The 19663-nt window shown below is 60.8% G+C and carries 23 protein-coding genes; 12 read left to right on the top strand and 11 right to left on the bottom strand.

The features are described 5' to 3' along the window. The 7 genes from QMB55_RS08745 to QMB55_RS08715 all read right to left on the bottom strand — a co-directional run. On the bottom strand, positions 1-676 hold a 676-nt coding region (locus QMB55_RS08745), incomplete at its 3' end, for an amino acid--tRNA ligase-related protein (RefSeq protein ID WP_497588312.1). Between the two features lie 37 nt (positions 677-713). Beyond that, positions 714-1358, bottom strand: a complete 645-nt coding sequence (locus QMB55_RS08740) for a DUF502 domain-containing protein (protein ID WP_497588311.1) — start codon at positions 1356-1358, stop codon at positions 714-716. Continuing rightward, positions 1343-1597 carry an FmdB family zinc ribbon protein gene (locus QMB55_RS08735; protein WP_497588313.1) on the bottom strand — a complete coding sequence of 85 codons (255 nt, stop codon included), beginning with the start codon at positions 1595-1597 and terminating at the stop codon, positions 1343-1345. Before QMB55_RS08735 ends, QMB55_RS08740 begins: the two co-directional genes overlap by 16 nt. Positions 1598-1705: 108 nt before the next feature. Beyond that, positions 1706-2569, bottom strand: a complete 864-nt coding sequence (locus QMB55_RS08730) for a prepilin peptidase (RefSeq protein ID WP_497588310.1) — start codon at positions 2567-2569, stop codon at positions 1706-1708. Beyond that, positions 2569-3801 carry a type II secretion system F family protein gene (locus QMB55_RS08725; protein WP_497588309.1) on the bottom strand — a complete coding sequence of 411 codons (1233 nt, stop codon included), beginning with the start codon at positions 3799-3801 and terminating at the stop codon, positions 2569-2571. The genes QMB55_RS08730 and QMB55_RS08725 overlap by 1 nt, the downstream gene beginning before the upstream one ends. Before the next feature lie 29 nt (positions 3802-3830). Further along, positions 3831-5546, bottom strand: a complete 1716-nt coding sequence (pilB, locus tag QMB55_RS08720; RefSeq protein WP_497588308.1) for a type IV-A pilus assembly ATPase PilB — start codon at positions 5544-5546, stop codon at positions 3831-3833. Between the two features lie 145 nt (positions 5547-5691). Next, positions 5692-6528, bottom strand: a complete 837-nt coding sequence (locus QMB55_RS08715) for a cytochrome C assembly family protein (protein WP_497588307.1) — start codon at positions 6526-6528, stop codon at positions 5692-5694. A 27-nt stretch (positions 6529-6555) separates the two neighbouring features. On the opposite strand from QMB55_RS08715, the gene ffh reads away from it, so the two are divergent. Together ffh and QMB55_RS08705 are read left to right on the top strand one after the other, a co-directional pair. Next, the gene (gene ffh / locus QMB55_RS08710) at positions 6556-7911 is read left to right on the top strand and encodes a signal recognition particle protein (protein WP_497588306.1); all 1356 of its coding nucleotides are present in this window, start codon (positions 6556-6558) and stop codon (positions 7909-7911) included. A 16-nt stretch (positions 7912-7927) separates the two neighbouring features. Continuing rightward, complete coding sequence (locus QMB55_RS08705) at positions 7928-8446, top strand: M15 family metallopeptidase (protein ID WP_497588305.1); 519 nt, start codon at positions 7928-7930, stop codon at positions 8444-8446. Positions 8447-8472: 26 nt separating this feature from the next. Here QMB55_RS08705 and QMB55_RS08700 read toward each other — a convergent pair whose 3' ends face one another. Beyond that, positions 8473-9084: a lytic transglycosylase domain-containing protein gene (locus QMB55_RS08700; RefSeq protein ID WP_497588304.1), complete on the bottom strand. Its 612-nt coding sequence runs from the start codon at positions 9082-9084 to the stop codon at positions 8473-8475. Next, entirely contained in the window at positions 9054-10790 is a 1737-nt protein-coding gene (locus tag QMB55_RS08695; protein WP_497588303.1) for a proline--tRNA ligase, read from the bottom strand. Before QMB55_RS08695 ends, QMB55_RS08700 begins: the two co-directional genes overlap by 31 nt. Before the next feature lie 167 nt (positions 10791-10957). Between QMB55_RS08695 and QMB55_RS08690 the strand changes: the two genes are divergently transcribed. The 3 genes from QMB55_RS08690 to coq7 are packed head-to-tail and all read left to right on the top strand — an operon-like array spanning position 10958 to position 12674. Continuing rightward, entirely contained in the window at positions 10958-11509 is a 552-nt protein-coding gene (locus tag QMB55_RS08690; RefSeq protein WP_497588302.1) for an RNA pyrophosphohydrolase, read from the top strand. Then, the gene (locus QMB55_RS08685; RefSeq protein ID WP_497588301.1) at positions 11493-12044 is read left to right on the top strand and encodes a CNP1-like family protein; all 552 of its coding nucleotides are present in this window, start codon (positions 11493-11495) and stop codon (positions 12042-12044) included. Before QMB55_RS08690 ends, QMB55_RS08685 begins: the two co-directional genes overlap by 17 nt. Positions 12045-12056: 12 nt before the next feature. Then, positions 12057-12674, top strand: a complete 618-nt coding sequence (coq7, locus tag QMB55_RS08680; protein WP_497588300.1) for a 2-polyprenyl-3-methyl-6-methoxy-1,4-benzoquinone monooxygenase — start codon at positions 12057-12059, stop codon at positions 12672-12674. A gap of 41 nt (positions 12675-12715) precedes the next feature. Here coq7 and QMB55_RS08675 read toward each other — a convergent pair whose 3' ends face one another. Continuing rightward, positions 12716-13135, bottom strand: coding sequence for an OsmC family protein (locus QMB55_RS08675; protein WP_497588299.1), 420 nt, complete (start codon positions 13133-13135; stop codon positions 12716-12718). 256 nt (positions 13136-13391) lie between these two features. On the opposite strand from QMB55_RS08675, the gene rplM reads away from it, so the two are divergent. The 6 genes from rplM (at position 13392) to erpA (ending at position 16899) form a co-directional block, all read left to right on the top strand. Next, a complete protein-coding gene (rplM, locus tag QMB55_RS08670) occupies positions 13392-13820 on the top strand; it encodes a 50S ribosomal protein L13 (protein ID WP_497588298.1) in 429 nt (142 codons plus the stop codon). Between the two features lie 9 nt (positions 13821-13829). Further along, positions 13830-14222: a 30S ribosomal protein S9 gene (gene rpsI, locus QMB55_RS08665; RefSeq protein WP_497588297.1), complete on the top strand. Its 393-nt coding sequence runs from the start codon at positions 13830-13832 to the stop codon at positions 14220-14222. Between the two features lie 95 nt (positions 14223-14317). Further along, complete coding sequence (gene argC / locus QMB55_RS08660) at positions 14318-15346, top strand: N-acetyl-gamma-glutamyl-phosphate reductase (RefSeq protein WP_497588296.1); 1029 nt, start codon at positions 14318-14320, stop codon at positions 15344-15346. After that, entirely contained in the window at positions 15322-16092 is a 771-nt protein-coding gene (locus QMB55_RS08655; protein ID WP_497588295.1) for a DUF6776 family protein, read from the top strand. The genes argC and QMB55_RS08655 overlap by 25 nt, the downstream gene beginning before the upstream one ends. Before the next feature lie 12 nt (positions 16093-16104). After that, entirely contained in the window at positions 16105-16509 is a 405-nt protein-coding gene (locus tag QMB55_RS08650; RefSeq protein ID WP_497588294.1) for a bactofilin family protein, read from the top strand. Positions 16510-16548: 39 nt separating this feature from the next. Continuing rightward, positions 16549-16899, top strand: a complete 351-nt coding sequence (gene erpA / locus QMB55_RS08645) for an iron-sulfur cluster insertion protein ErpA (protein ID WP_497588293.1) — start codon at positions 16549-16551, stop codon at positions 16897-16899. Between the two features lie 60 nt (positions 16900-16959). Here the strand turns inward: erpA and QMB55_RS08640 are convergent, their stop codons facing one another. Then, the gene (locus QMB55_RS08640; RefSeq protein WP_497588292.1) at positions 16960-18288 is read right to left on the bottom strand and encodes a M23 family metallopeptidase; all 1329 of its coding nucleotides are present in this window, start codon (positions 18286-18288) and stop codon (positions 16960-16962) included. An 84-nt stretch (positions 18289-18372) separates the two neighbouring features. On the opposite strand from QMB55_RS08640, the gene tyrS reads away from it, so the two are divergent. Next, positions 18373-19572, top strand: coding sequence for a tyrosine--tRNA ligase (tyrS, locus tag QMB55_RS08635; protein ID WP_497588291.1), 1200 nt, complete (start codon positions 18373-18375; stop codon positions 19570-19572). Positions 19573-19663 lie beyond the last annotated feature (91 nt).

Below are 19663 nucleotides of genomic sequence, written 5' to 3'. Positions count from 1 at the left end.
GGTCGGCGCGCAGGTCTTCGTCGCGGAAGCACTTGGTGATCTGGTAGTAGCGGTCGTAACCGGCGATCATCAGGAGCTGTTTGAAGAGCTGCGGCGATTGTGGCAGGGCGAAGAACTGCCCGGAGTGAACGCGCGACGGGACGAGGTAGTCGCGGGCGCCTTCGGGCGTGCTCTTGGTGAGCATCGGGGTCTCGATGTCGATGAAGCCGGCGTCGTCGAGGAAGCGGCGGAAGGCGCGCGCCGTCTTGTAGCGCAGCAGCATGTTCTTCTGCATCTGCGGGCGGCGCAGGTCGATGACGCGGTGCTGCAGACGCACGGTTTCCGAGAGGTTTTCCTCGTCGAGCTGGAAGGGCGGGGTGACCGAAGGGTTGAGCACTTCGATCGTATGACACAGCACTTCGATCTCGCCGCTGGCGAGGTTGGGATTGACCGTGCCGGCCGGGCGCGGACGCACCTTGCCGGTAACCTTGAGGCAGAATTCGTTGCGGATCGATTCGGCGGTGGCGAACATCTCCGGGCGGTCCGGATCGCAGACGACCTGAGCCAGGCCTTCGCGGTCGCGCAGGTCGACGAAGATCACGCCGCCGTGGTCGCGCCGGCGATGGGCCCAGCCGCACAGGGTGACTTCCTGGCCGACGAGTTGAGCGTTGAGTTGTCCGCAGTAATGAGTACGCATGCTGGTTCCGTGTTTCGTGGTGGAAGGTGGTGCAAATTTATGAACCGGAGACTCGGTGCTTGGGCGTGGCACCGGTGCGGGGCGGCGGGGTGACGACGCCCATCGAGATGATGTACTTGAGCGCTTCGTCTACGTTCATGTCGAGTTCGATGACGTCGCGGCGTGGCAGCATGAGGAAGAAGCCCGAGGTCGGGTTGGGCGTCGTCGGCACGTAGACGCTGACGTAGTCGTCATCCAGATGGTTGGCCACGTCTCCGCCGGGCTTGCCGGTAAGGAATGCGATCGTCCACGCGCCTTCGCGCGGGTACTGGATCAGCAGCGCCTGACGAAAGGCGTTCCCCGAGGAGGAAAGCAAGGTGTCGGACACCTGTTTGACGCTGTTGTAGATCGAACTGACGACCGGAATCCGGGCGAGCAGTTTTTCCGACCACCCGACCAGGCGCTGACCGATGAAGTTGGTGGCCAGCAGCCCGGTGACGAAAATGACAGCCAGCGTCAGGACGATGCCCGCTCCGGGGATGTCGACGCCGATGATCGCCTGCGGGTGCGCCGATTTTGGCAGCAGGCGCAGCGACTGGTCCGCGAGCCCGGCGATGACCGACAGCACCCAGGCGGTGATCGCCAGCGGCACCCAGATCAGGAGGCCGGTGATGAAGTAGCGTTTGATCAGTTGGCCGCGCACGCCTCGGCTCCGGGGCAGGCTTGGCACGCGGGGGCGTCGGCTTTCGCCGGCTGGCTGCCGTTCTTGAAGTCCGTCGCGTACCACCCGCTCCCCTTGAGCTGGAAGCCGGCGGCGGTGATTTGTTTCTCGTAGGCATCCTGCCCGCACGACGGACAGGCGACGAGCACTGGGTCGCTCAGTTTTTGCAGATGATCTTTTTCAAAGCCGCAAGCGGAGCAGCGATATGCATAGATCGGCATTTTCAACCCTAAATCGGCAGCAAATTCTCGATTATACCCGAAGGCGCGGACGATACTTCATGCCACGCCAGCCAAGAAAGTGGCAACGAATGCCCTGGTTTGAGACGTTTACAGAAGACGCAAATACGCTTGCGTGAGTTCCTCGCCCCAGAACATGGCCAGCAAACCTGCTGCGGCCAGATAGGGGCCGAAAGGGATCGGGATGTCCCGTCCGCGTCGGGCGAGAACGATGAGCACGATGCCAACGACGGCACCGACCAGCGAGGACAACAGGATGACCAGCGGTAGCAGTTGCCAGCCGAGCCAAGCGCCGAGCGCGGCGAGCAGCTTGAAGTCCCCGTAGCCCATGCCTTCTTTCCCCGTGGCGAGCTTGAACAGCCAATAGACCGACCACAAGGCCAAGTAGCCGGCCATGGCGCCGATCACCGCGGAGGAGAGTGAGGTGTAGGTGTCGCCGAGGTTGAAGAGCAGTCCGCACCAAAGCAACGGAAGCGTCAGTGCGTCAGGCAGGTATTTGGTGTCGAAGTCGATGAAGGTGAGCGCGATCAGCGTCCAGATGAACAGGAGGGCGCCAGCCGCCGCCAGCGACGGCCCGAAACTCAGCGCAACGCCAGCCGAAAGGAGTCCGCAGCTCGCCTCGACCAGAGGGTAGCGCCAAGAAATGGGCGCTTTGCACGCCGAGCAGCGGCCACGCAGGAGCATGAAGCTGAGCAGGGGAATGTTCTCGAGGATGCCGATCGGGTGCCCGCACTGCGGGCAGGTCGAGCGTGGTTGGACGAGCGAAGGCGCGGATGTGTCGGGAAGCGGTTCGTCGCGCAATTCGGCGCACTGGCATTGCCAGTCGTACTCCATTATCTTCGGCAGACGGAAAATGACGACGTTGAGGAAGCTGCCGACGAGCAGGCCCAGGATGCCGGTGGCGGCGACAAACAGCTTGGGGTCGGCGAGCAGCGGAGCAAAAACTTCGGACATCAGACGACACCACCCAGCTTGAAGATTGGCAGGTACATCGCGACCACCATGCCGCCGATGAGCGTCCCGAGTACCACCATGATGATCGGTTCCATCAGGCTGGAGAGTGAAGCGACGGCGTCGTCGACCTCCTGTTCATAGAAGTCGGCGACCTTGCCGAGCATGCTGTCGAGGGCGCCCGACTCTTCGCCGATGGCGACCATTTGGATGACCATGTTTGGGAAAAGATCGCTGTTCTGCATCGCGTTGGTCAGGCTGGTGCCGGTGCTGACTTCGCCTTGGATCTGGCGGGTGCCGATTTTGTAAACGTAATTCCCGGCCGCGCCGCCGACCGAGTCGAGCGACTCGACGAGCGGCACGCCGGCGGCAAACATGGTCGAAAGGGTGCGGGTCCAGCGCGCCATGACCGCCTTTCGGATCATCGGCCCGAAAACGGGAAGGCGCAGGAAGAGTCGGTCAAGCGCAATCTGCATGGTTTCCGAACGTTGCCAGGTATAAAAGAAGCTCCAAGCGCCTCCAAAGATTGTGCCGAAGATTAGGTACCAGTATTCGACGAAGAAATCCGAGATGGCCATGACCATCAGCGTCGGTGCGGGTAGGTCGGCACCAAAGCCGGTGAACACCTGCTTGAACGCCGGAATGACGAAGATCATGATGATCGCAGTGATGATAAAAGCGACAATCATGACGGCGGTCGGGTAAAACATCGCCGATTTGATCTTAGCTTTGATCGCCAGCATTTTTTCTTTGTAGGTGGCCAGCCGGTCGAGCAGCGATTCGAGGATGCCGGCCTGTTCACCAGCGGCGACCAGGTTGCAGTAGAGCTGGTCAAAATGGAGGGGGAATTTGCGGAAAGCTTGCGACAGTGAGCTGCCGGTTTCGACGTCGGTCTTGATGTCGAGCAGCAATTTTCCGACGGCGGGATTGTCGTGCCCGCGGCCGACGATGTCGAAGGTCTGCAGAAGCGGGACGCCGGATTTCATCATTGTCGCCAACTGGCGCGTGAACAGGGCGACGTCCTTTTCGCTGACCTTGCCGCCGCGGCGGAAGGTTTGTTTCTTGACCGAGGTGACGAGGATGCCTTGGCGACGCAGGGTGGCGTTGACGACGGCTTCGCTGCCAGCACGCATTTCCCCGCGCACGACCTTGCCGGCCTTGTTCTTTCCTGTCCAGGCGAAGGTGTATTCCTTGATCTCCGGCCCACGTTTAATCGGCTTTGCTTCGGTCGCCATCCTGCTTTCCCCCGTCGTGCTTCGTGCTATTAGATGTTGGTGTTGGCGAGGACCTCGTCGAGCGACGTCAGGCCTTGTTTGACTTTGAGTAAGCCCGAACGGCGAAGGTCATTGACGCCTTCGCGGCGAGCTTGCTCTGCAATGTCGAGGGCAGTGCCGTTGCCCATGATCAGACGCTGGATTTCCTCGCTGACCGCCATCACCTGATAGACCCCCACGCGCCCCTTGTAACCATTGCCTTTGCAGCGGTCGCAACTACCGGGGCCGTAGAGCGACCAGCCGCCGTCGAGATCGCTTTCAAGAAAGCCGGCGTTGAGCAGGGTCTCGACCGGCGCTTCGACCTTTTGCTTGCACGTACAGAGCCGACGGACCAGGCGCTGGGCGGTGATCAGCAGGATGCTCGAGGCGATGTTGAAGGTCGGGACTCCCATGTTCATCAGCCGGGTCAGCGTCGAGGGTGCGTCGTTGGTGTGCAGCGTTGACAGCACCATGTGGCCGGTCTGAGCAGCCTTGATCGCGATCTCGGCGGTTTCGAGGTCGCGGATTTCGCCCACCATGATGATGTCCGGATCCTGGCGCAAAAAAGCTTTGAGCGCGACCGGGAAGGTCAGGCCTTGGCGGTCGTCGATGTTGACCTGATTGATTCCCGGGAGCGGGATTTCGGCAGGGTCTTCAGCCGTCGAGATGTTGATCCCCGGCTTGTTGAGAATGTTGAGGCAGGTGTAGAGCGAGACGGTTTTTCCCGAACCGGTCGGGCCGGTGACAAGAACCATGCCGTAGGGGCGCTGAACAGCATCGAGCAACAGGGCTTTTTGTTCGGGCTCGTAACCGAGCGCGTCAATGCCGAGGGTGGCGCTGCTGGGGTCGAGGATGCGCAGCACGATCTTCTCGCCGTACATCGTCGGCAAGGTGCTGACCCGGAAATCGATCGCGCGGCTCTTGGAGAGGACGAGGCGCATGCGTCCGTCCTGAGGGACGCGTTTTTCGGCGATATTGAGGCGCGAGATGACCTTGATGCGCGAAGCGATTTTTTCCTTGATCGCCAGCGGCGGAGCGGCGATTTCGCGCAGGGCGCCGTCTACCCGGAAGCGGATGCGGTAGGTTTTTTCGTAAGGCTCGAAGTGGATGTCGGAGGCGCCGTCGTTGATCGCGTCGAGCAGCATCTTCTGGATGAACTTGACGACCGGGGCATCTTCGACGTCTCCCGCGCTGGAGTCCTCAGTTTTTTCGTTTCCGTCGTCCTCGTCGAATTCGAGGTTGATGTCCTCGTTGGTCAGGTTCTTGAGACTTTCTTCCGTTGATTCGGATAGCTTGACAACCAGCGGGGCCAGCAGCTTTTCGTCGACGACGACAGGGTCGACGGCCATTCCGGTCTGGAAGCGGATTTCGTCGAGCGCTCGCAGATTGGTCGGGTCGGCGGTGGCGACCGCGAGGCGGTTGCCGCGCTTGTGCAACGGGATGACGCGGTGGGTGGCGATCAGTTTCCGGTCGATCGCGGTTTTCTGCAGGTGGGCTTCGTCGTAGGCGGCGAGATCGAGCAGCGGGTAGCCAAAGGTGTCGGCGGCGAAGCGGGCGATGTCGGCGCTGTTGCCTTTTTTGGCCGCGACCAATTGTTCAATGAAGCTGGTCTTGGTTGCCGTGGCTTGAACGAGCATGGCCTCGGCCTCGGCTTCCTTGAGCCGGCCGGCTTGAACGAGGGCGCGTGCCAGGCCGCTGAGGGCCGAGGGGGTGGGTGTGGCTGCCATCCGCTATGTTCTTCTGTCAAAAGCGTCATGCGCTTACGGCCGAACAGCGACCGGCACGACCGAGTATGCTTATTCGATGATGCATGCAGGCGCCGGGTTTGTAAAGCGAGAGGCCGTGCCGGGGCCCTTGGCGAGGGGCTTTGCCTTAGATTCGTCCGAGTAGAACTTCGCTCACGAAGCGGCTGCCGATGTAAGCCAGGAGCAGGGCCAGGAAGCCGGCGAGGGTCCAGCGCAGGGCGATGCGTCCGCGCCAGCCGCGAAGTTTTCTCCCGAGCAGCAGGGCGGCGAAGATGAGCCAGGACAGAAGTGCGAAAATGGTCTTGTGCCCGAAAGGGAAGGGGCGTCCGAAGATGTCTTCGGAAAAAACGACGCCGCTGCCCAAGGCCACGGTGAGGCAAATGAAGCCTAAGGCGATCGTTCGAAAGAGCAGTGCCTCCATGGCCAACAGCGGAGGCAGCCGGCTGAGCCGGCCATCGAGGCGGGCGTGGTGGAGGCTGCGTTCGGCCAGTCCCATGAACACGGCGTGCAGGGCGGCGAGAGTAAACAGGCTGTAGGCCAGCATGCCGGCCATAAAGTGTAGGCGGAAGGCCCAGGATGCCGTGTGCGCGATGAGGTGTGTTTGCGAAAAGAGTACGGTCGCCAGGGTCGAGAGCGAGGCCAGGGCCATGATCACCGGTTGGAGTGATTCCAGGCGGGATTTTCCGCTTTCGATCAAGTAAATGAGGACCGCGAGCCAAGTGATCAGCGACAAGGCGATGCTGAACGAGAAACGCATGCCGCCGCTGCTGAACATGTCGGTGTAGATGTCGGCACCGTGAAGAAGCAGAGCGAGGCCGATCGCCTGTTGCTCCCAAGGTTGCATGGCTTTCTCGGAGCTTGGGGCGTTCCGCCAGCGGCTGTGCCAAAAATAGAAGCCGAGCACTGCGTAGAGCAGGGCGGGCGCGATGGCAGGCAGAAGCTGCAGTAGAATGTCAGGCATCATTCAAGTTTACCCCAAGCCCGGATTCAAATGCTCGATAACCTGACTCAGCGCCTAGCGCGCGTGATGAAAAGCCTGCGCGGCGAAGCGCGCTTGACTGAAACCAATATTGCCGAGGCCTTGCGCGAAGTGCGTCTGGCGCTGCTTGAGGCCGACGTGGCACTGCCCGCGGTCAAGGCGTTCATCAATGCGGTGAAGGAAAAGGCGGTCGGCGAGGAAGTGATCGGTTCGCTCACGCCGGGGCAGGCCTTGATCGGCGTTGTGCATCGCGAACTGACGGCGCTGATGGGCGAGACGCACAGCGGCTTGAATCTCGCCACGCAGCCGCCGGCAGTGGTGCTGATGGCCGGTCTGCAGGGCGCGGGTAAAACGACGACGGTCGGCAAGCTCGGGAAGCTCTTGCGTGAAAGCCAGAAGAAGAAAGTGCTGGTGGTTTCGTGTGACGTTTATCGTCCGGCGGCGATCGAGCAGCTGAAGACCGTCGCAGGGCAGGCCGGGATCGATTTCTTCCCCTCCGAGGCGCACGAGAAGCCGGTCGATATCGCTCGACGTGCGGTCGATTGGGCGCGCCGGCATTACCACGACGTGGTACTCGTCGACACGGCGGGCCGCCTGTCGATCGACGAAGCGATGATGCGCGAGATCGCCGAGTTGCATGCCGCGATCAAACCGATCGAAACCCTGTTCGTCGTCGATGCGATGCTCGGTCAGGATGCGATCAACACGGCCAAGGCATTCAACGAGGCCTTGCCGCTCACCGGTGTCGTCCTGACCAAGCTTGACGGCGATGCGCGTGGCGGCGCGGCACTTTCGGTGCGCCATGTTACGGGCAAGCCGATCAAGTTTGCCGGGGTTGGCGAGAAACTCTCCGGGCTCGAGCCCTTCCATCCCGAGCGCATGGCCTCGCGCATCCTCGGCATGGGCGACGTGCTGTCGCTGATCGAAGAGGCCAAGAAAGGCATCGACGAGCAGCAGGCGCTCGATTTTGCCAAGAAGCTCAAATCGGGCAAGGGCTTTGACCTCAATGACTTCAAGGAGCAGATTGGCCAGATGCGCAAGATGGGCGGGCTGACTTCGATGATCGACAAGCTGCCGGCGCAGTTTGCGCAGGCCGCGAGTCAGTTGCCGGCCGGCACCGAGGACAAGACGATCCGCCGCATCGAAGGCATCATCAACTCGATGACCGCGCTTGAGCGCAGCAAGCCTGAACTGCTCAAGGCTTCGCGCAAGCGGCGCATCGCCGCAGGGGCGGGGGTGCAGGTGCAGGAGGTGAACCGTCTGCTCAAGCAGTTCGAAGAGACGCAGAAGATGATGAAACAGTTCTCCAAGGGCGGCATGGCCAAGCTGATGCGCGGCATGAAAGGCATGCTGCCAGGAATGCGTTGAGGTCTTGATGCCTCCGATGTTGGCGACGATCCTGCATGAACTCGGGATTCCGCCAGCCTTGATCGAGGCGCGTGGCCTGAGAGCATTCCCCGAAGCCGAGCGCTTGGTCGAGGCCGAGATGGGTGACGACGGGCGTTTGCATCTGCTCGTACCAGAGGTTGCGCTGGCGTGGCGGTCGATGAAAGCGGCTGCGCTGAATGACGGGGTTGCGTTGCGGTTGGTTTCCGCTTTTCGCAGTGTTGAGCGCCAGGCCGAGATTGTGCGACACAAGTTGGCGCGAGGAGAGGTTGTCGTTGACGTGCTAAAGGTCTGCGCGCCTCCGGGGTTCAGCGAGCACCACAGCGGTTGTGCCGTCGATTTGAGCGTTTCGGGCGAGGTTCCACTGCAGCCTGGCTTTGCGCAAACGCCGGCCTACGCCTGGCTGACGGCGCATGCCGCAGATTTTGATTTTTACCTGTCGTTCCCGGAGGGTAATCCGCAAGGCTATGCCTTCGAGCCGTGGCATTGGTGTCATCGGCCGGCGTCGGCTGTCTGATGGGTTTTGTGTCGGCCTGAGTGGTCCTATTGGCGGGCGATCCGGCCGGGCGCAAAGGCCCACTGGTTGTGCCATGCAGCGCGCACCATGTTCGGGTATTCGGGGCGTCCGAGGCTGCCGTTGTAGCGGCCGAGCGCGCGATAGAGGTCGCCCTGTTCGATGTCCAGGTAGTGGCGCAGGATGGTACAGCCGAAGCGCAGGTTGGTGCGCAGGTGGAAGAGGTTGTCGTTCGGGCGCCCGATCAATTTGACCCAGAAGGGCATGACCTGCATGTAGCCACGCGCGCCGGCCGACGACACCGCATATTTCTTGAAGCCGCTTTCAACCTGGATCAGGCCGAGCACGAGTTGCGGGTCGAGCCCGGCGCGCGTGGCTTCGTAGTGCACCGCGCGCAGGAATTCATGTCGTGCCTCGCGGTCGGCGATGCGGCGTTCGAGGCGGGCCGACATTTCGGTCAGCCAGTCGGCGGCCTCGAGCGGGTTGGCGAAGGAGCTGCGCGGCGGCGCCTGGTCGGCGATGGCGCCCGAGAGCGCCGCCTGGACGCTGGCCGACAACGGTTCGTACTTCTGTGCGCCGGCCAGCGCAACGAGCGGAAGCAGGAGCGCGATCAGCAGGAGCTGCTGGACGATCCGGCGCACAGTTTTTCCTGGATGAAGCCTGCGGCAGCTTCGCGCGCGATGAGTTGCGCATCGGCGTCGCGGCGTCCCTTGTATTCGAGCTTGCCTTCGGCCAGGCCGCGTTCGCCGACGACGATGCGGTGCGGGATGCCGATCAGCTCCATGTCGGCGAACATCACGCCGGGGCGTTCGTTGCGATCGTCGAGCAGCACGTCGACGCCGGCTGCCTTGAGTTCGGCGTAGAGCGCGTCGGCCGCAGTCTTGACCGCCTCGCTCTTAGCGTAGCCCATGGGCACGATGCACACTTCAAAGGGGGCGATCGCCGCCGGGAAAACGATGCCGCGCTCGTCGTAGCCTTGTTCGATGGCCGCGCCGACGATGCGCGTGACGCCGATGCCGTAGCAGCCCATCTCCATCACCTGGCTCTGGCCGGCTTCGTCGAGGAAACAGCACTTGAGCGCCTCGGCGTACTTGGTGCGCAGCTGGAAGATGTGCCCGACCTCGATGCCCCGGCAGAGCTCGAGCGATCCTTTGCCGTCGGGCGAGGGGTCGCCGGCGACGACGTTGCGCAGGTCGGCGACGGTCGGCTCGGGCAGGTCGCGGCCGAAGTTGACGCCGCGGATGTGGTGGCCGGCCTCGTTGGCGCCGCAGGTGAAATCGCTCAGGGCAGTGACGCTGCGATCGCAGAACACCGGGATGTCCTGGGCGCCGACCGGTCCGATGTAACCGGGCTTGCAGCCGAGGGCAGCGACGATCTCCTCGTCTTGCGCAAAGCGGAACTCGCCGATGATTTTCTGCGCCTTGATTTCGTTCAGGTCGTGGTCGCCGCGCAGGAGGAGCAGGACGAATTCCGAATCCTCGCCATCGGTCTTGCGCATGACGGCGATGGCCTTGACCATTTGCGTGAGCGGGTGGCCGAGGAATGCAGCGACGTCTTCGCAGCGGGTTTTGCCCGGGGTGGCGACTTTTTCCATCGTCTGCGCCGGGGCTTGGCGCGTGTGGCTGGGCGCGAGGGCTTCGGCGAGTTCGACGTTGGCGGCGTAGTCCGAGGTCGGGCAGTAGGCCAGGGCGTCCTCGCCCGAGTCGGCGAGGACGTGGAATTCGTGCGAGCCAGTGCCGCCGATCGAGCCGGTGTCGGCAGCGACGGCGCGGAATTTAAGGCCCAGGCGGGTGAAAATGCGCGAATAGGTGTCGTACAGGTTGGCGTATTCGCGTTGCAGGTCGGCGAACGAGGCGTGGAATGAATAGCCGTCCTTCATCAGGAATTCACGGCCACGCATGACGCCGAAGCGCGGGCGGATTTCGTCGCGGAACTTGGTCTGGATCTGGTAGAAGTGCAGCGGCAGCTGGCGGTAGCTCTTCACTTCCTTGCGCACCACGTCGGTGATGACTTCCTCGTGCGTCGGGCCGATGACGAAGTCGCGCTGGTGGCGATCTTTCAGGCGCAGCAGCTCGGGGCCGTATTTTTCCCAGCGCCCCGATTCCTGCCACAGCTCGGCGGGTTGGACGGCGGGCATGACCAATTCGATCGCGCCGGCGCGGTTCATTTCTTCGCGAATGACGTTCTCGACCTTGCGCAGGACGCGCAGCCCCATCGGCATCCAGGTGTAGATGCCGCCGGCGAGGCGCTTGATCAGGCCGGCGCGCAGCATCAGCTTATGGCTGGCGATTTCGGCGTCGGACGGTGCTTCCTTGAGCGTGGAAACGAAAAATTGCGAAGTGCGCATAGGGATCAAGGGCGGTTGGAATGGAAAGTCGGAATTCTACAGGACTCCTCTCCAGACTGCGCGCGTGAGCAGTGCTCAGCCGCCTGCAAGAGTAGGCGTGGCCTGCTTTCCAAGGGGCGTGAAATGTGGAAAAATGCGGGCAACTAACTATTTTGCAGGTTTGTATCATGCTTGACCGTGAAGGCTATCGCCCGAACGTCGGCATCATTCTGTGTAACGCGAAGAACGAGGTTTTCTGGGGTAAGCGCATCCGCGAACACTCTTGGCAGTTCCCGCAAGGCGGCATCAAGCGCGGCGAAACGCCTGAGCAGGCCATGTACCGGGAGCTCTACGAAGAGGTCGGCTTGCGCCCAGAGCACGTCTCCATCTTGGGTCGAACCAAGGATTGGCTGCGTTACGATGTGCCGACGCATTGGATTAAGCGCGAGTGGCGGGGGAGCTATCGCGGACAGAAGCAGATTTGGTATCTGCTTCGACTGGTCGGGCGCGACAGCGATGTCTCCTTGCGTGCCTGCGATCATCCCGAATTCGACGCTTGGCGCTGGAATTACTACTGGGTGCCGCTCGAGGCGGTGATCGAATTCAAGCGCGGGGTCTATCAGCAGGCGCTGAGCGAGTTGTCCCGTTTCCTCGATATCGAGCAGCGTCGTGGACGTCGCGGCGAGCCGCGTGAACGCCCGCGTGTCGACGAGTCGGTGAAGGATGAAGCGGATTCCTGATTCCGGAGGAGTGATGCGCGGACGGATCAAGTGGGTTGTGGTGGGGGCTCTGGCGGCGTGTGTCTCTGGTTTTGCGTCAGCCAACCCGAATTTCGACGACGAATACGATGCTAAACCGTGGACGGAGGTCGAAGTCGTTCTGCCGCCTTATCCGCAGGAGGCTGATCTCCTTTCGTTCCGGGTTGGCGCGGTTCGGGATACGCAATTCATGGTCGACACCAAGTCCGTGTCGATCGGCAGCGATGGTGTGGTGCGCTACACCATCGTGGTTATCGGCTCCGGTGGGGCGCGCAATGTGAGCTACGAAGGTCTGCGCTGCGCGACCGGCGAGCGGCGATTCTATGCTTTCGGGCGTTTGGATAAGACCTGGGGAAAGGCGCGCACCAACCAATGGACGGCGATCCGGGGTGGGACGAATAATCACCATGTCGAGCTTTATACGAACTACATGTGTGACGGCGTGGTGGTGCTTTCAAAGGTTGAAGACATTCTGCGTCGAATGCGTTCGAAAGCACAGATCGATTTCGGCAAGTGACGGAGGTCGGCCGTGGATGCGTTAATTCTTGGGGTGGATCGTGCGTTGCGGACGTTGTTTGCTCCTGCACGCTCGGTGCGTCCATTCCCTGGTGCGGCCCTTGCTGAGGGCGAGATGGTGGAGGCCGAGCGTCGCCATGCTGCGGCCTTGATGCGCGTTAACCATGTCGGCGAGGTTTGTGCGCAGGCGCTTTATCAGGGACAGGCTTTAACCTGTCGTGACCCGGCGTTGCGCGGTGAGTTGCAACGTGCTTCGGATGAAGAAGTCGAGCATCTGGCGTGGACCGAACGGCGCATTGCTGAGCTTGGTGGGCGGCGCAGTATCCTCAACCCCGTGTGGTACGGCGGGTCTTTGGCCTTCGGTGTGTTGGCGGGGAAATTCGGCGATCGCTGGAATCTCGGTTTTTTGGCCGAAACCGAACGCCAGGTTGAGGCGCATCTGAACGACCACCTCGGACGCTTGCCGCCTCAGGATGTCAAATCACGGGCGATCGTCGCGCAAATGAAGGTTGATGAGCGTGAGCATGCGGATCTGGCGGTGCGCCTCGGTGCGGTGGAACTGCCCGCGCCCGCCAAGGTTGCCATGCGCGTCGCGGCCAAAGTCATGACGCGCACGGCTTATTTTTTCTAGGGTTGAATCGGTGCGAGCTTGATTCCGCGGGGTTTTAGCACCTAGCCTTCGACGATCTCGAAGTCGTGGGTGATCTTCGCGGTTTCGCCCAGCATGATCGACGCAGAGCAGTACTTGCTCTTCGAGAGTTCGATGGCGCGTGCCACCACTTCCGCTTTGAGGTTCTTGCCGCGGACGGTGTAGTGGAAGTGGATGCGGGTAAAGACCTTGGGTTCGGTTTCGGCGCGCTCGGCCTTGAGGCTGACTTCGCAGCCGGAGATGGCGTGTCGGCCTTTCTTGAGGATCATGACCATGTCGAATGCGGTGCAGCCGCCCGTGCCGGCAAGCAAGAGTTCCATCGGGCGCGGGGCGAGGTTGCGGCCACCGGCCTCCGGGGCGCCGTCCATGATCAGGGCGTGGTTGCTTCCGGTTTCGGCGAGGAAGGACATGCCTTCGCCGGTCCATTTCACTGTGCAGTCCATGCTGTCTCCAAAAAAACGTGAGATCGCATTGTAGTGGGATTGGATGGGCACGGAACGCTTGTGATTGCTTCGGCGGGTGTATACAATTCGGCTTCTCGATTCCCACGATCATGACTGCACTGGCCTGTGTGCTCGCAATGAGCCGAAACAGGATGGTGTGTTTCTTCATGCTGCAAGGCAGGCATTGACACAGTGCGTTGTTTTGCAATAACATGCCCGGCTTTCCGTTATCGGGCATAAAAGGACGGCGTTTTAAATGAAGACTTTCTCCGCCAAGTCGCACGAGGTGCAGCGCGAGTGGTACGTGGTTGATGCCACGGACAAGGTGCTGGGTCGCCTCGCCACCGAAATTGCTCGCCGCCTGCGCGGCAAGCACAAGCCGGAGTTCACTCCGCACGTCGATACGGGTGATTACATCGTTGTCACCAATGTCGAAAAGATTCGCGTCACCGGCAACAAGGCCGAAGACAAGATGTACTACCGTCACACCGGTTTCCCGGGTGGCATCTACGAAACCAGCTTTGCCAAGATGCAGCAGCGCTTCCCGGGCCGCGTCCTCGAGAAGGCCGTCAAGGGCATGCTGCCCAAGGGGCCGCTCGGCTACGCCATGCTCAAGAAGATGAAGTGCTACGCTGGCGACGCTCATCCGCACGCTGCCCAGCAGCCGAAGGTTCTGGAACTCTAAGAGGTCGAAATGGCTGATAATTTCTTCTACGGCACCGGTCGTCGCAAGAGCGCCGTCGCGCGTGTGTTCATGAAGCGTGGCTCGGGCGCGATCGTTGTGAATGGCAAGCCGCTCGACGAATACTTCTCGCGTGAAACCGGTCGCATGATCGTTCGCCAGCCGCTGGAGCTGGTCGAGCAGGTCGCCGGCTTCGACATCAAGGTGAATGTTTCTGGTGGCGGTGAATCCGGTCAGGCCGGCGCTGTTCGCCACGGCATCACCCGTGCCCTGATCCAGTTCGACGCCGAACTGAAGTCCGTTCTGTCGAAGGCCGGCTTTGTGACGCGCGATGCCCGTGAGGTCGAGCGTAAGAAGGTCGGTCTCCACAAGGCGCGTCGTCGCAAGCAGTTCTCGAAGCGCTAAGTCGCTTACGCCGTTCCACAAAAGCCGCCATTGGGCGGCTTTTGTCTTTTTTGCTGCTGCAGACTATCATCCTGAGCCTGTTTGAGGAGATTCGCATGATCAAGGTCGGTATCGTTGGTGGCACCGGATATACCGGTGTCGAGTTGTTGCGCCTGTTGGCGCAGCATCCGGACGTTGAAATTGTCGCCATTACGTCGCGAGGCGAAGCCGGGACGCCGGTCGCGAGTGTCTATCCGAACTTGCGCGGGCGCCTCGATCTTCGCTTTGAAGATCCCGCGGCATGCAACCTCTCCGCCTGCGACGTGGTTTTCTTTGCGACGCCGAACGGGATTGCGATGCAGCAGGCGCCTGCCCTGTTGGATGCTGGTGTGCGCGTCATCGATCTGGCTGCCGACTATCGCATCAAGGATGTCGCAGAGTGGGAAAAGTGGTACGGCATGCCGCATGCCAGCCCGGAGTGGGTGGAAAAGGCGGTGTACGGTTTGCCCGAGGCCAATCGCGATGCGATCCGCGCGGCGCGCCTGGTAGCCAACCCCGGCTGCTATCCGACGGCGGTACAGCTGGGCTTCATGCCCTTGGTCGAAGCGGGTTTGGTCGATCTTGGCCACCTCGTGGCCGATGCGAAGTCCGGTGTTTCGGGGGCCGGTCGGAAGGCCGAACTCTCCTCGCTGTTCTCCGAGGCTTCCGATAATTTCAAGGCTTACGGAGTGCCGGGGCATCGGCACCTGCCCGAAATTCGGCAGGGGCTCGGTAACTTCGCCGGCGCGTCGGTTGGTCTGACCTTTGTCCCGCATTTGACGCCGTTGATCCGCGGCATTCATGCCACGCTTTACGCGCGCGTGACCCGTGAGGCCGACTTCCAGAAGCTTTTTGAAGAGCGCTACGCGAACGAGCCATTCGTCGATGTTATGCCGGCAAAGTCGCATCCCGAAACCCGCTCGGTGCGTTCCGCAAACCTTTGCCGGATTGCCGTACATCGTCCGCAAGGCGGCGATGTCCTGGTTGTGTTGTCGGTGATCGATAATCTCGTGAAGGGGGCTGCGGGGCAGGCGGTTCAGAACATGAACCTCATGTTCGGTCTGCCGGAGACCCAGGGCTTATGGCAGCTCCCGGTGCTGCCTTGAGGTTTAAACGTCTGCGCCAGCGCTTCGTGGGTATCAGTGCCCCGAAGATGGCGATCCGGACCCATGTCGCGTGGTACTGGCGTGCCTTGGTGATGGTCGGGGTGCTGTCGCTTTCTGTGCTGCTGGCGGCCTGGGTCTACGACACCGGCTTGCGGATGGCAGGGTTTCGCAGCGATGAGACCGGAAAGGAGATCCAGTCGTTGCGCAATCACGTGATGGAGCTCGACGGCGAGTTGACTAAGTTGCGTGCGCTTGCTGGTGCCGGCGAGAGTCGTCTGCAGATTGAGCAGGCCGCTTTGCGGCAATTGTCGGCCCAGGTGCGCACCCTGGAAGCTGAGAATGCTTCCCTCAAGGAAGATCTTGCCTTGTATGAGGGCTTGATGACCGGTCCGGCAGCGGTCGGTGACGCGGCGGTGCGGATCGATCACTTGCGCGTCGGCGAAGTGGTCGAGGGCGGCAATGAATACCGCTACCGGATGCTGTTGGTCAATAACGGTAGCCGGCAGGGCAAAGAGTTCAAAGGAGCGCTTGCCTTGGTCGTCAAAGGGCGGCTTGCAGGGAAAGATGTTACTATCGACGTCCCCGCCGAAGGCGAAGGCGCGGCGCAACGCAGTCGTGTTGAATTCAAGTATTTTCAACGGCTTGACGGTACTTTTTCTGTGCCGGCCGGGATCGTCGTCCACTCGATCGAAGCTCGCTTGTTGCAGGAGGGGCAAGTTCGGGCGAGGCAGTCGGTCGTGCTTTAAAGGGAGAAAAATATGTTTGGGCAACGCAAAGGCAATGCGCCGCAAAACAGCATCGACAGCTTGATCGGCGCAGGGACTCGAATCGAGGGCGACGTCTTTTTTTCCGGTGGTTTGCGCGTCGACGGCGAAGTGCACGGAAACATCTGCAGCGAGAACGCACAAGGCGGGACGCTTGTGGTGAGCGAGAAAGCCCGGGTGGAAGGGGCGATCCGGGTTGGGCACGTGGTGATCAATGGTACTGTGGTCGGGCCGGTTTTTGCCGCAGAATCTCTGGAACTCCTGCCTTTGGCTTGTGTCACAGGGGACGTCGAATACCACCAGATCGAGATGCAGCAAGGCGCGGTGATTCAAGGGCGCCTCGTGCATCAGACAAGCGCCAAGACGGTTGAGCTTAAATTGGCCGCCTCGAGCAACTGAGAACCGCGGTGGTCAACGTTTGATTTTGGAAGGAACGCAATGAACACGACGACTGAACTGGCCAGCCCCTTTGTTTTTACCGACAGTGCGGCGAACAAGGTCAAGGAATTGATCGAAGAAGAAGGCAATCCGGAGCTCAAGCTTCGAGTTTTTGTGACGGGCGGTGGTTGCTCGGGCTTTCAGTACGGCTTTACCTTTGACGAGGTGGCCAATGAGGACGATGCAACGATGGAGAAGAATGGCGTGACGCTGCTTGTCGATCCGATGAGTTACCAGTATCTGGTCGGGGCGGAAATCGACTATACGGAAGGCTTGGAAGGTGCGCAGTTCGTGATCAAGAATCCGAATGCGACCTCGACTTGCGGTTGCGGCTCTTCGTTTTCCGCATAAAACGGATTCCCCAATAAAAAAGGCGGCTACTGGCCGCCTTTTTTATTGGGGATGTGCCGATTATTCGATGCTGGCAACGGTCTGTTGCTTGGCGAGCTCCAGGTGCGTCTGGTGGGCGCTGCTCGATTTCTTGAAGGTAGCCATTTGTTGGGCGTCGAGTGGCTGTGCCGCCGGCAGGTTGATGGCCATCGGGTTGACCTGTTGTCCGTTGACGCGGAATTCGTAGTGCAGGTGGGGGCCGGTGGCGACCCCAGTTTGTCCAACGTAGCCGATGGTGTCGCCTTGACTGACGCGTGCGCCTTTCTTGATCCCGCTGGCGAAGCCGTTGAGGTGCCCGTAGGCGGTCGTATAGGCGCCTTGGTGTTTGAGCACGATCAGGTTGCCGTAACCGCCTTGACGGCCGGCGAAATCGACCACCCCGTCGGCGACCGAGCGCACTTTTGTCCCAGTCGGGGCGCCGTAATCGATGCCTTTGTGAGCGCGAGTGATCTGCAGGACGGGGTGAAGGCGTGCGTTGGAGAAGCCCGATGTGACGCGCGAAAATTCGAGGGGGGTGCGCAGGAAGGCTTTGCGCATGGGCTTGCCGTCGGCTGAGTAGTAACCGCCTTTGCCTTGACTGCCCTGGTGCCAGTAGGCGCTGTAGTTGCGGTTGTTGTTGGCGAACTCGGCAGCGAGGATGCGCCCGCTGCGCACGGGTTGGCCATGATGTGTCATGGCTTCATAAACGATCGAGAAACGGTCGCCCTTGCGCAGGTCGCGGTAAAAATCAATGTCGGCAGCAAAAATTTCGGCGAGTTGAGTGGCGATCGCATCGGGAATGCCGGCAGCGTCGGTGGCGCCGAAGAGCGAGTTGCGGATTTCGCCTGAGCGGACGACGACGTTGGTTTGCAGCGGCAGCGTTTGTTCGCTGGCGCGGAAGCTGTCTCCGCTGCGCTCGACCACGAGCACCGCATCCTTGCCGTTGAGCGGGAAGTAAAGTGTGTGCAGGTTGCCAAGTTCGGAGGTGCGTGCGGTGACCGTTTTGCCCGGGCGCAGTTGGCGCGCAATGGCTTGCGTAGCCTCGTTGCGGCGAATGAAATCGAGTGCGGCGGGTTCGCTGATGCCGAGGCGAGTGAGAAGCGAGGCGATGTTGTCGGCCCGCTGGATGCGCTCTTCGCGCAGGAAAACATGCTCGGTGCTGTTGAGCAAGACGGCCGATTGCGTCGAGAGTTGCTCAAGAACCGTCTGCAGTTGTACGGGTTCTTCTTCTCCGGCCGGGGCCGTGGCGAATGCGGTCACCACCCCAAACAGCGCAACGCTACCAACGCCCGCGATGGCCCAGCGGTGGCGCAACAGGCGTTCGATGGTTCGATTGGAATGCGCTAGAATCGGACTCTTCGGGTGTTCCATGATCGACTGCCGGCTAAAAAAACTCCGGCGAGTCTAACAAAAAAGCACCTCACTGAATACTTTGGGCGTTTAAACGAGGTTTGCATGGCGAGTGTTGAAGAGAGTCTTGCGCTGATCAAGCGAGGTGCGGATGAGCTGCTAATTGAGTCCGAGTTGGCCGAGAAGCTAAAGAGCGGGCGTCCGTTGCGGGTCAAAGCAGGTTTTGATCCGACGGCGCCCGATCTCCATCTTGGGCATACGGTGTTGATCAACAAAATGCGCCACTTTCAGGAGTTGGGGCATCATATCCTTTTCCTGATCGGGGATTTCACCGGGATGATCGGTGACCCCAGTGGCAAGAATGCGGCGCGTCCGCCTTTGTCGCGTGAGCAAGTGCTGGAAAACGCCAAGACCTATCAGGATCAGGTGTTCAAGATTCTCGATCCCGAGAAAACCGAAATCTGTTTTAACTCGAAGTGGATTGAGCCGCTCGGTGCCTCGGGCATGATCCGTCTCGCCGCCCAATATACGGTGGCGCGCATGCTCGAGCGCGACGACTTTGCCAAGCGGTATCGCGGTGGTCAGCCGATCGCCATTCACGAGTTCATCTATCCTCTGTGTCAGGGTTACGATTCGGTCGCCATGAAGGCCGACGTCGAGTTGGGCGGAACGGACCAGAAGTTCAACCTGCTGGTTGGACGCGAACTGCAGAAACATTATGGGCAATCGCCTCAGTGTGTACTGATGATGCCCTTGCTCGAGGGGCTCGATGGCGTCAATAAGATGTCGAAGTCGCTCGGCAACTATGTCGGGATCAGCGAGCCGCCGCGCGAGATCTTCGGCAAGCTGATGTCAGTGACTGACGACTTAATGTGGCGTTATTACGATCTGCTCTCCTTCCGTTCGGCAGAAGAGATTGCCCGCTTTCGGCGCGAGGTCGGCGAAGGGCGCAACCCGCGTGACGTCAAAGTGATGTTCGCCCAGGAAATCGTGACCCGCTTCCATGGGGCGGCGGCGGCGGTCGATGCTTTGGCGGATTTCGAGGCGCGCTTCAAGCAAGGAGCGATTCCCGATGACATTGCTGAGGTTACCCTGGCATCGATTGATGGTGGTCTTTCTATTGTGCAGGTGTTGCGCCAGGCGGGGTTGACGGCCAGCACGTCGGAGGCGATGCGCATGATCGCTCAGGGCGGAGTGAAAGCTGATGGCGAAAAAGTGGGCGACAAAGATGTGCTGATTCCTTCTGGTGTGACGCTCGTGCTTCAGGTGGGTAAGCGGAAGTTCGCGAAGGTGACGGTTTCCTGATTTATTGCGTCGTTTTGAGTTGTGTTCTGTGCAAAAAGCCCATGTCTTTGAAGGCATGGGCTTTTTGTTTGTGGGGTGGGGGTGGTGGGAG

The organism is Propionivibrio sp. (assembly GCF_041441355.1).
Lineage (GTDB): Bacteria > Pseudomonadota > Gammaproteobacteria > Burkholderiales > Rhodocyclaceae > Propionivibrio.
The sequence above is the reverse complement of the archived record's forward strand: the minus strand, read 5'-3'. Positions and strand labels throughout refer to the sequence as shown.

Coding starts and splice junctions, on each gene's coding strand:
- QMB55_RS08735 (WP_497588313.1), bottom strand. CDS start 1,597: ATGCCGATCTATGCATATCGCTGCTCCGCTTGCGGCTTTGAAAAAGAT.
- QMB55_RS08650 (WP_497588294.1), top strand. CDS start 16,105: ATGTTTGGGCAACGCAAAGGCAATGCGCCGCAAAACAGCATCGACAGC.
- tyrS (WP_497588291.1), top strand. CDS start 18,373: ATGGCGAGTGTTGAAGAGAGTCTTGCGCTGATCAAGCGAGGTGCGGAT.
- rpsI (WP_497588297.1), top strand. CDS start 13,830: ATGGCTGATAATTTCTTCTACGGCACCGGTCGTCGCAAGAGCGCCGTC.
- QMB55_RS08695 (WP_497588303.1), bottom strand. CDS start 10,790: ATGCGCACTTCGCAATTTTTCGTTTCCACGCTCAAGGAAGCACCGTCC.
- ffh (WP_497588306.1), top strand. CDS start 6,556: ATGCTCGATAACCTGACTCAGCGCCTAGCGCGCGTGATGAAAAGCCTG.
- QMB55_RS08705 (WP_497588305.1), top strand. CDS start 7,928: ATGTTGGCGACGATCCTGCATGAACTCGGGATTCCGCCAGCCTTGATC.
- pilB (WP_497588308.1), bottom strand. CDS start 5,546: ATGGCAGCCACACCCACCCCCTCGGCCCTCAGCGGCCTGGCACGCGCC.
- QMB55_RS08730 (WP_497588310.1), bottom strand. CDS start 2,569: ATGTCCGAAGTTTTTGCTCCGCTGCTCGCCGACCCCAAGCTGTTTGTC.
- QMB55_RS08655 (WP_497588295.1), top strand. CDS start 15,322: ATGGCAGCTCCCGGTGCTGCCTTGAGGTTTAAACGTCTGCGCCAGCGC.
- rplM (WP_497588298.1), top strand. CDS start 13,392: ATGAAGACTTTCTCCGCCAAGTCGCACGAGGTGCAGCGCGAGTGGTAC.
- QMB55_RS08690 (WP_497588302.1), top strand. CDS start 10,958: ATGCTTGACCGTGAAGGCTATCGCCCGAACGTCGGCATCATTCTGTGT.
- erpA (WP_497588293.1), top strand. CDS start 16,549: ATGAACACGACGACTGAACTGGCCAGCCCCTTTGTTTTTACCGACAGT.
- argC (WP_497588296.1), top strand. CDS start 14,318: ATGATCAAGGTCGGTATCGTTGGTGGCACCGGATATACCGGTGTCGAG.
- QMB55_RS08715 (WP_497588307.1), bottom strand. CDS start 6,528: ATGATGCCTGACATTCTACTGCAGCTTCTGCCTGCCATCGCGCCCGCC.
- QMB55_RS08675 (WP_497588299.1), bottom strand. CDS start 13,135: ATGGACTGCACAGTGAAATGGACCGGCGAAGGCATGTCCTTCCTCGCC.
- QMB55_RS08725 (WP_497588309.1), bottom strand. CDS start 3,801: ATGGCGACCGAAGCAAAGCCGATTAAACGTGGGCCGGAGATCAAGGAA.
- QMB55_RS08640 (WP_497588292.1), bottom strand. CDS start 18,288: ATGGAACACCCGAAGAGTCCGATTCTAGCGCATTCCAATCGAACCATC.
- QMB55_RS08685 (WP_497588301.1), top strand. CDS start 11,493: ATGAAGCGGATTCCTGATTCCGGAGGAGTGATGCGCGGACGGATCAAG.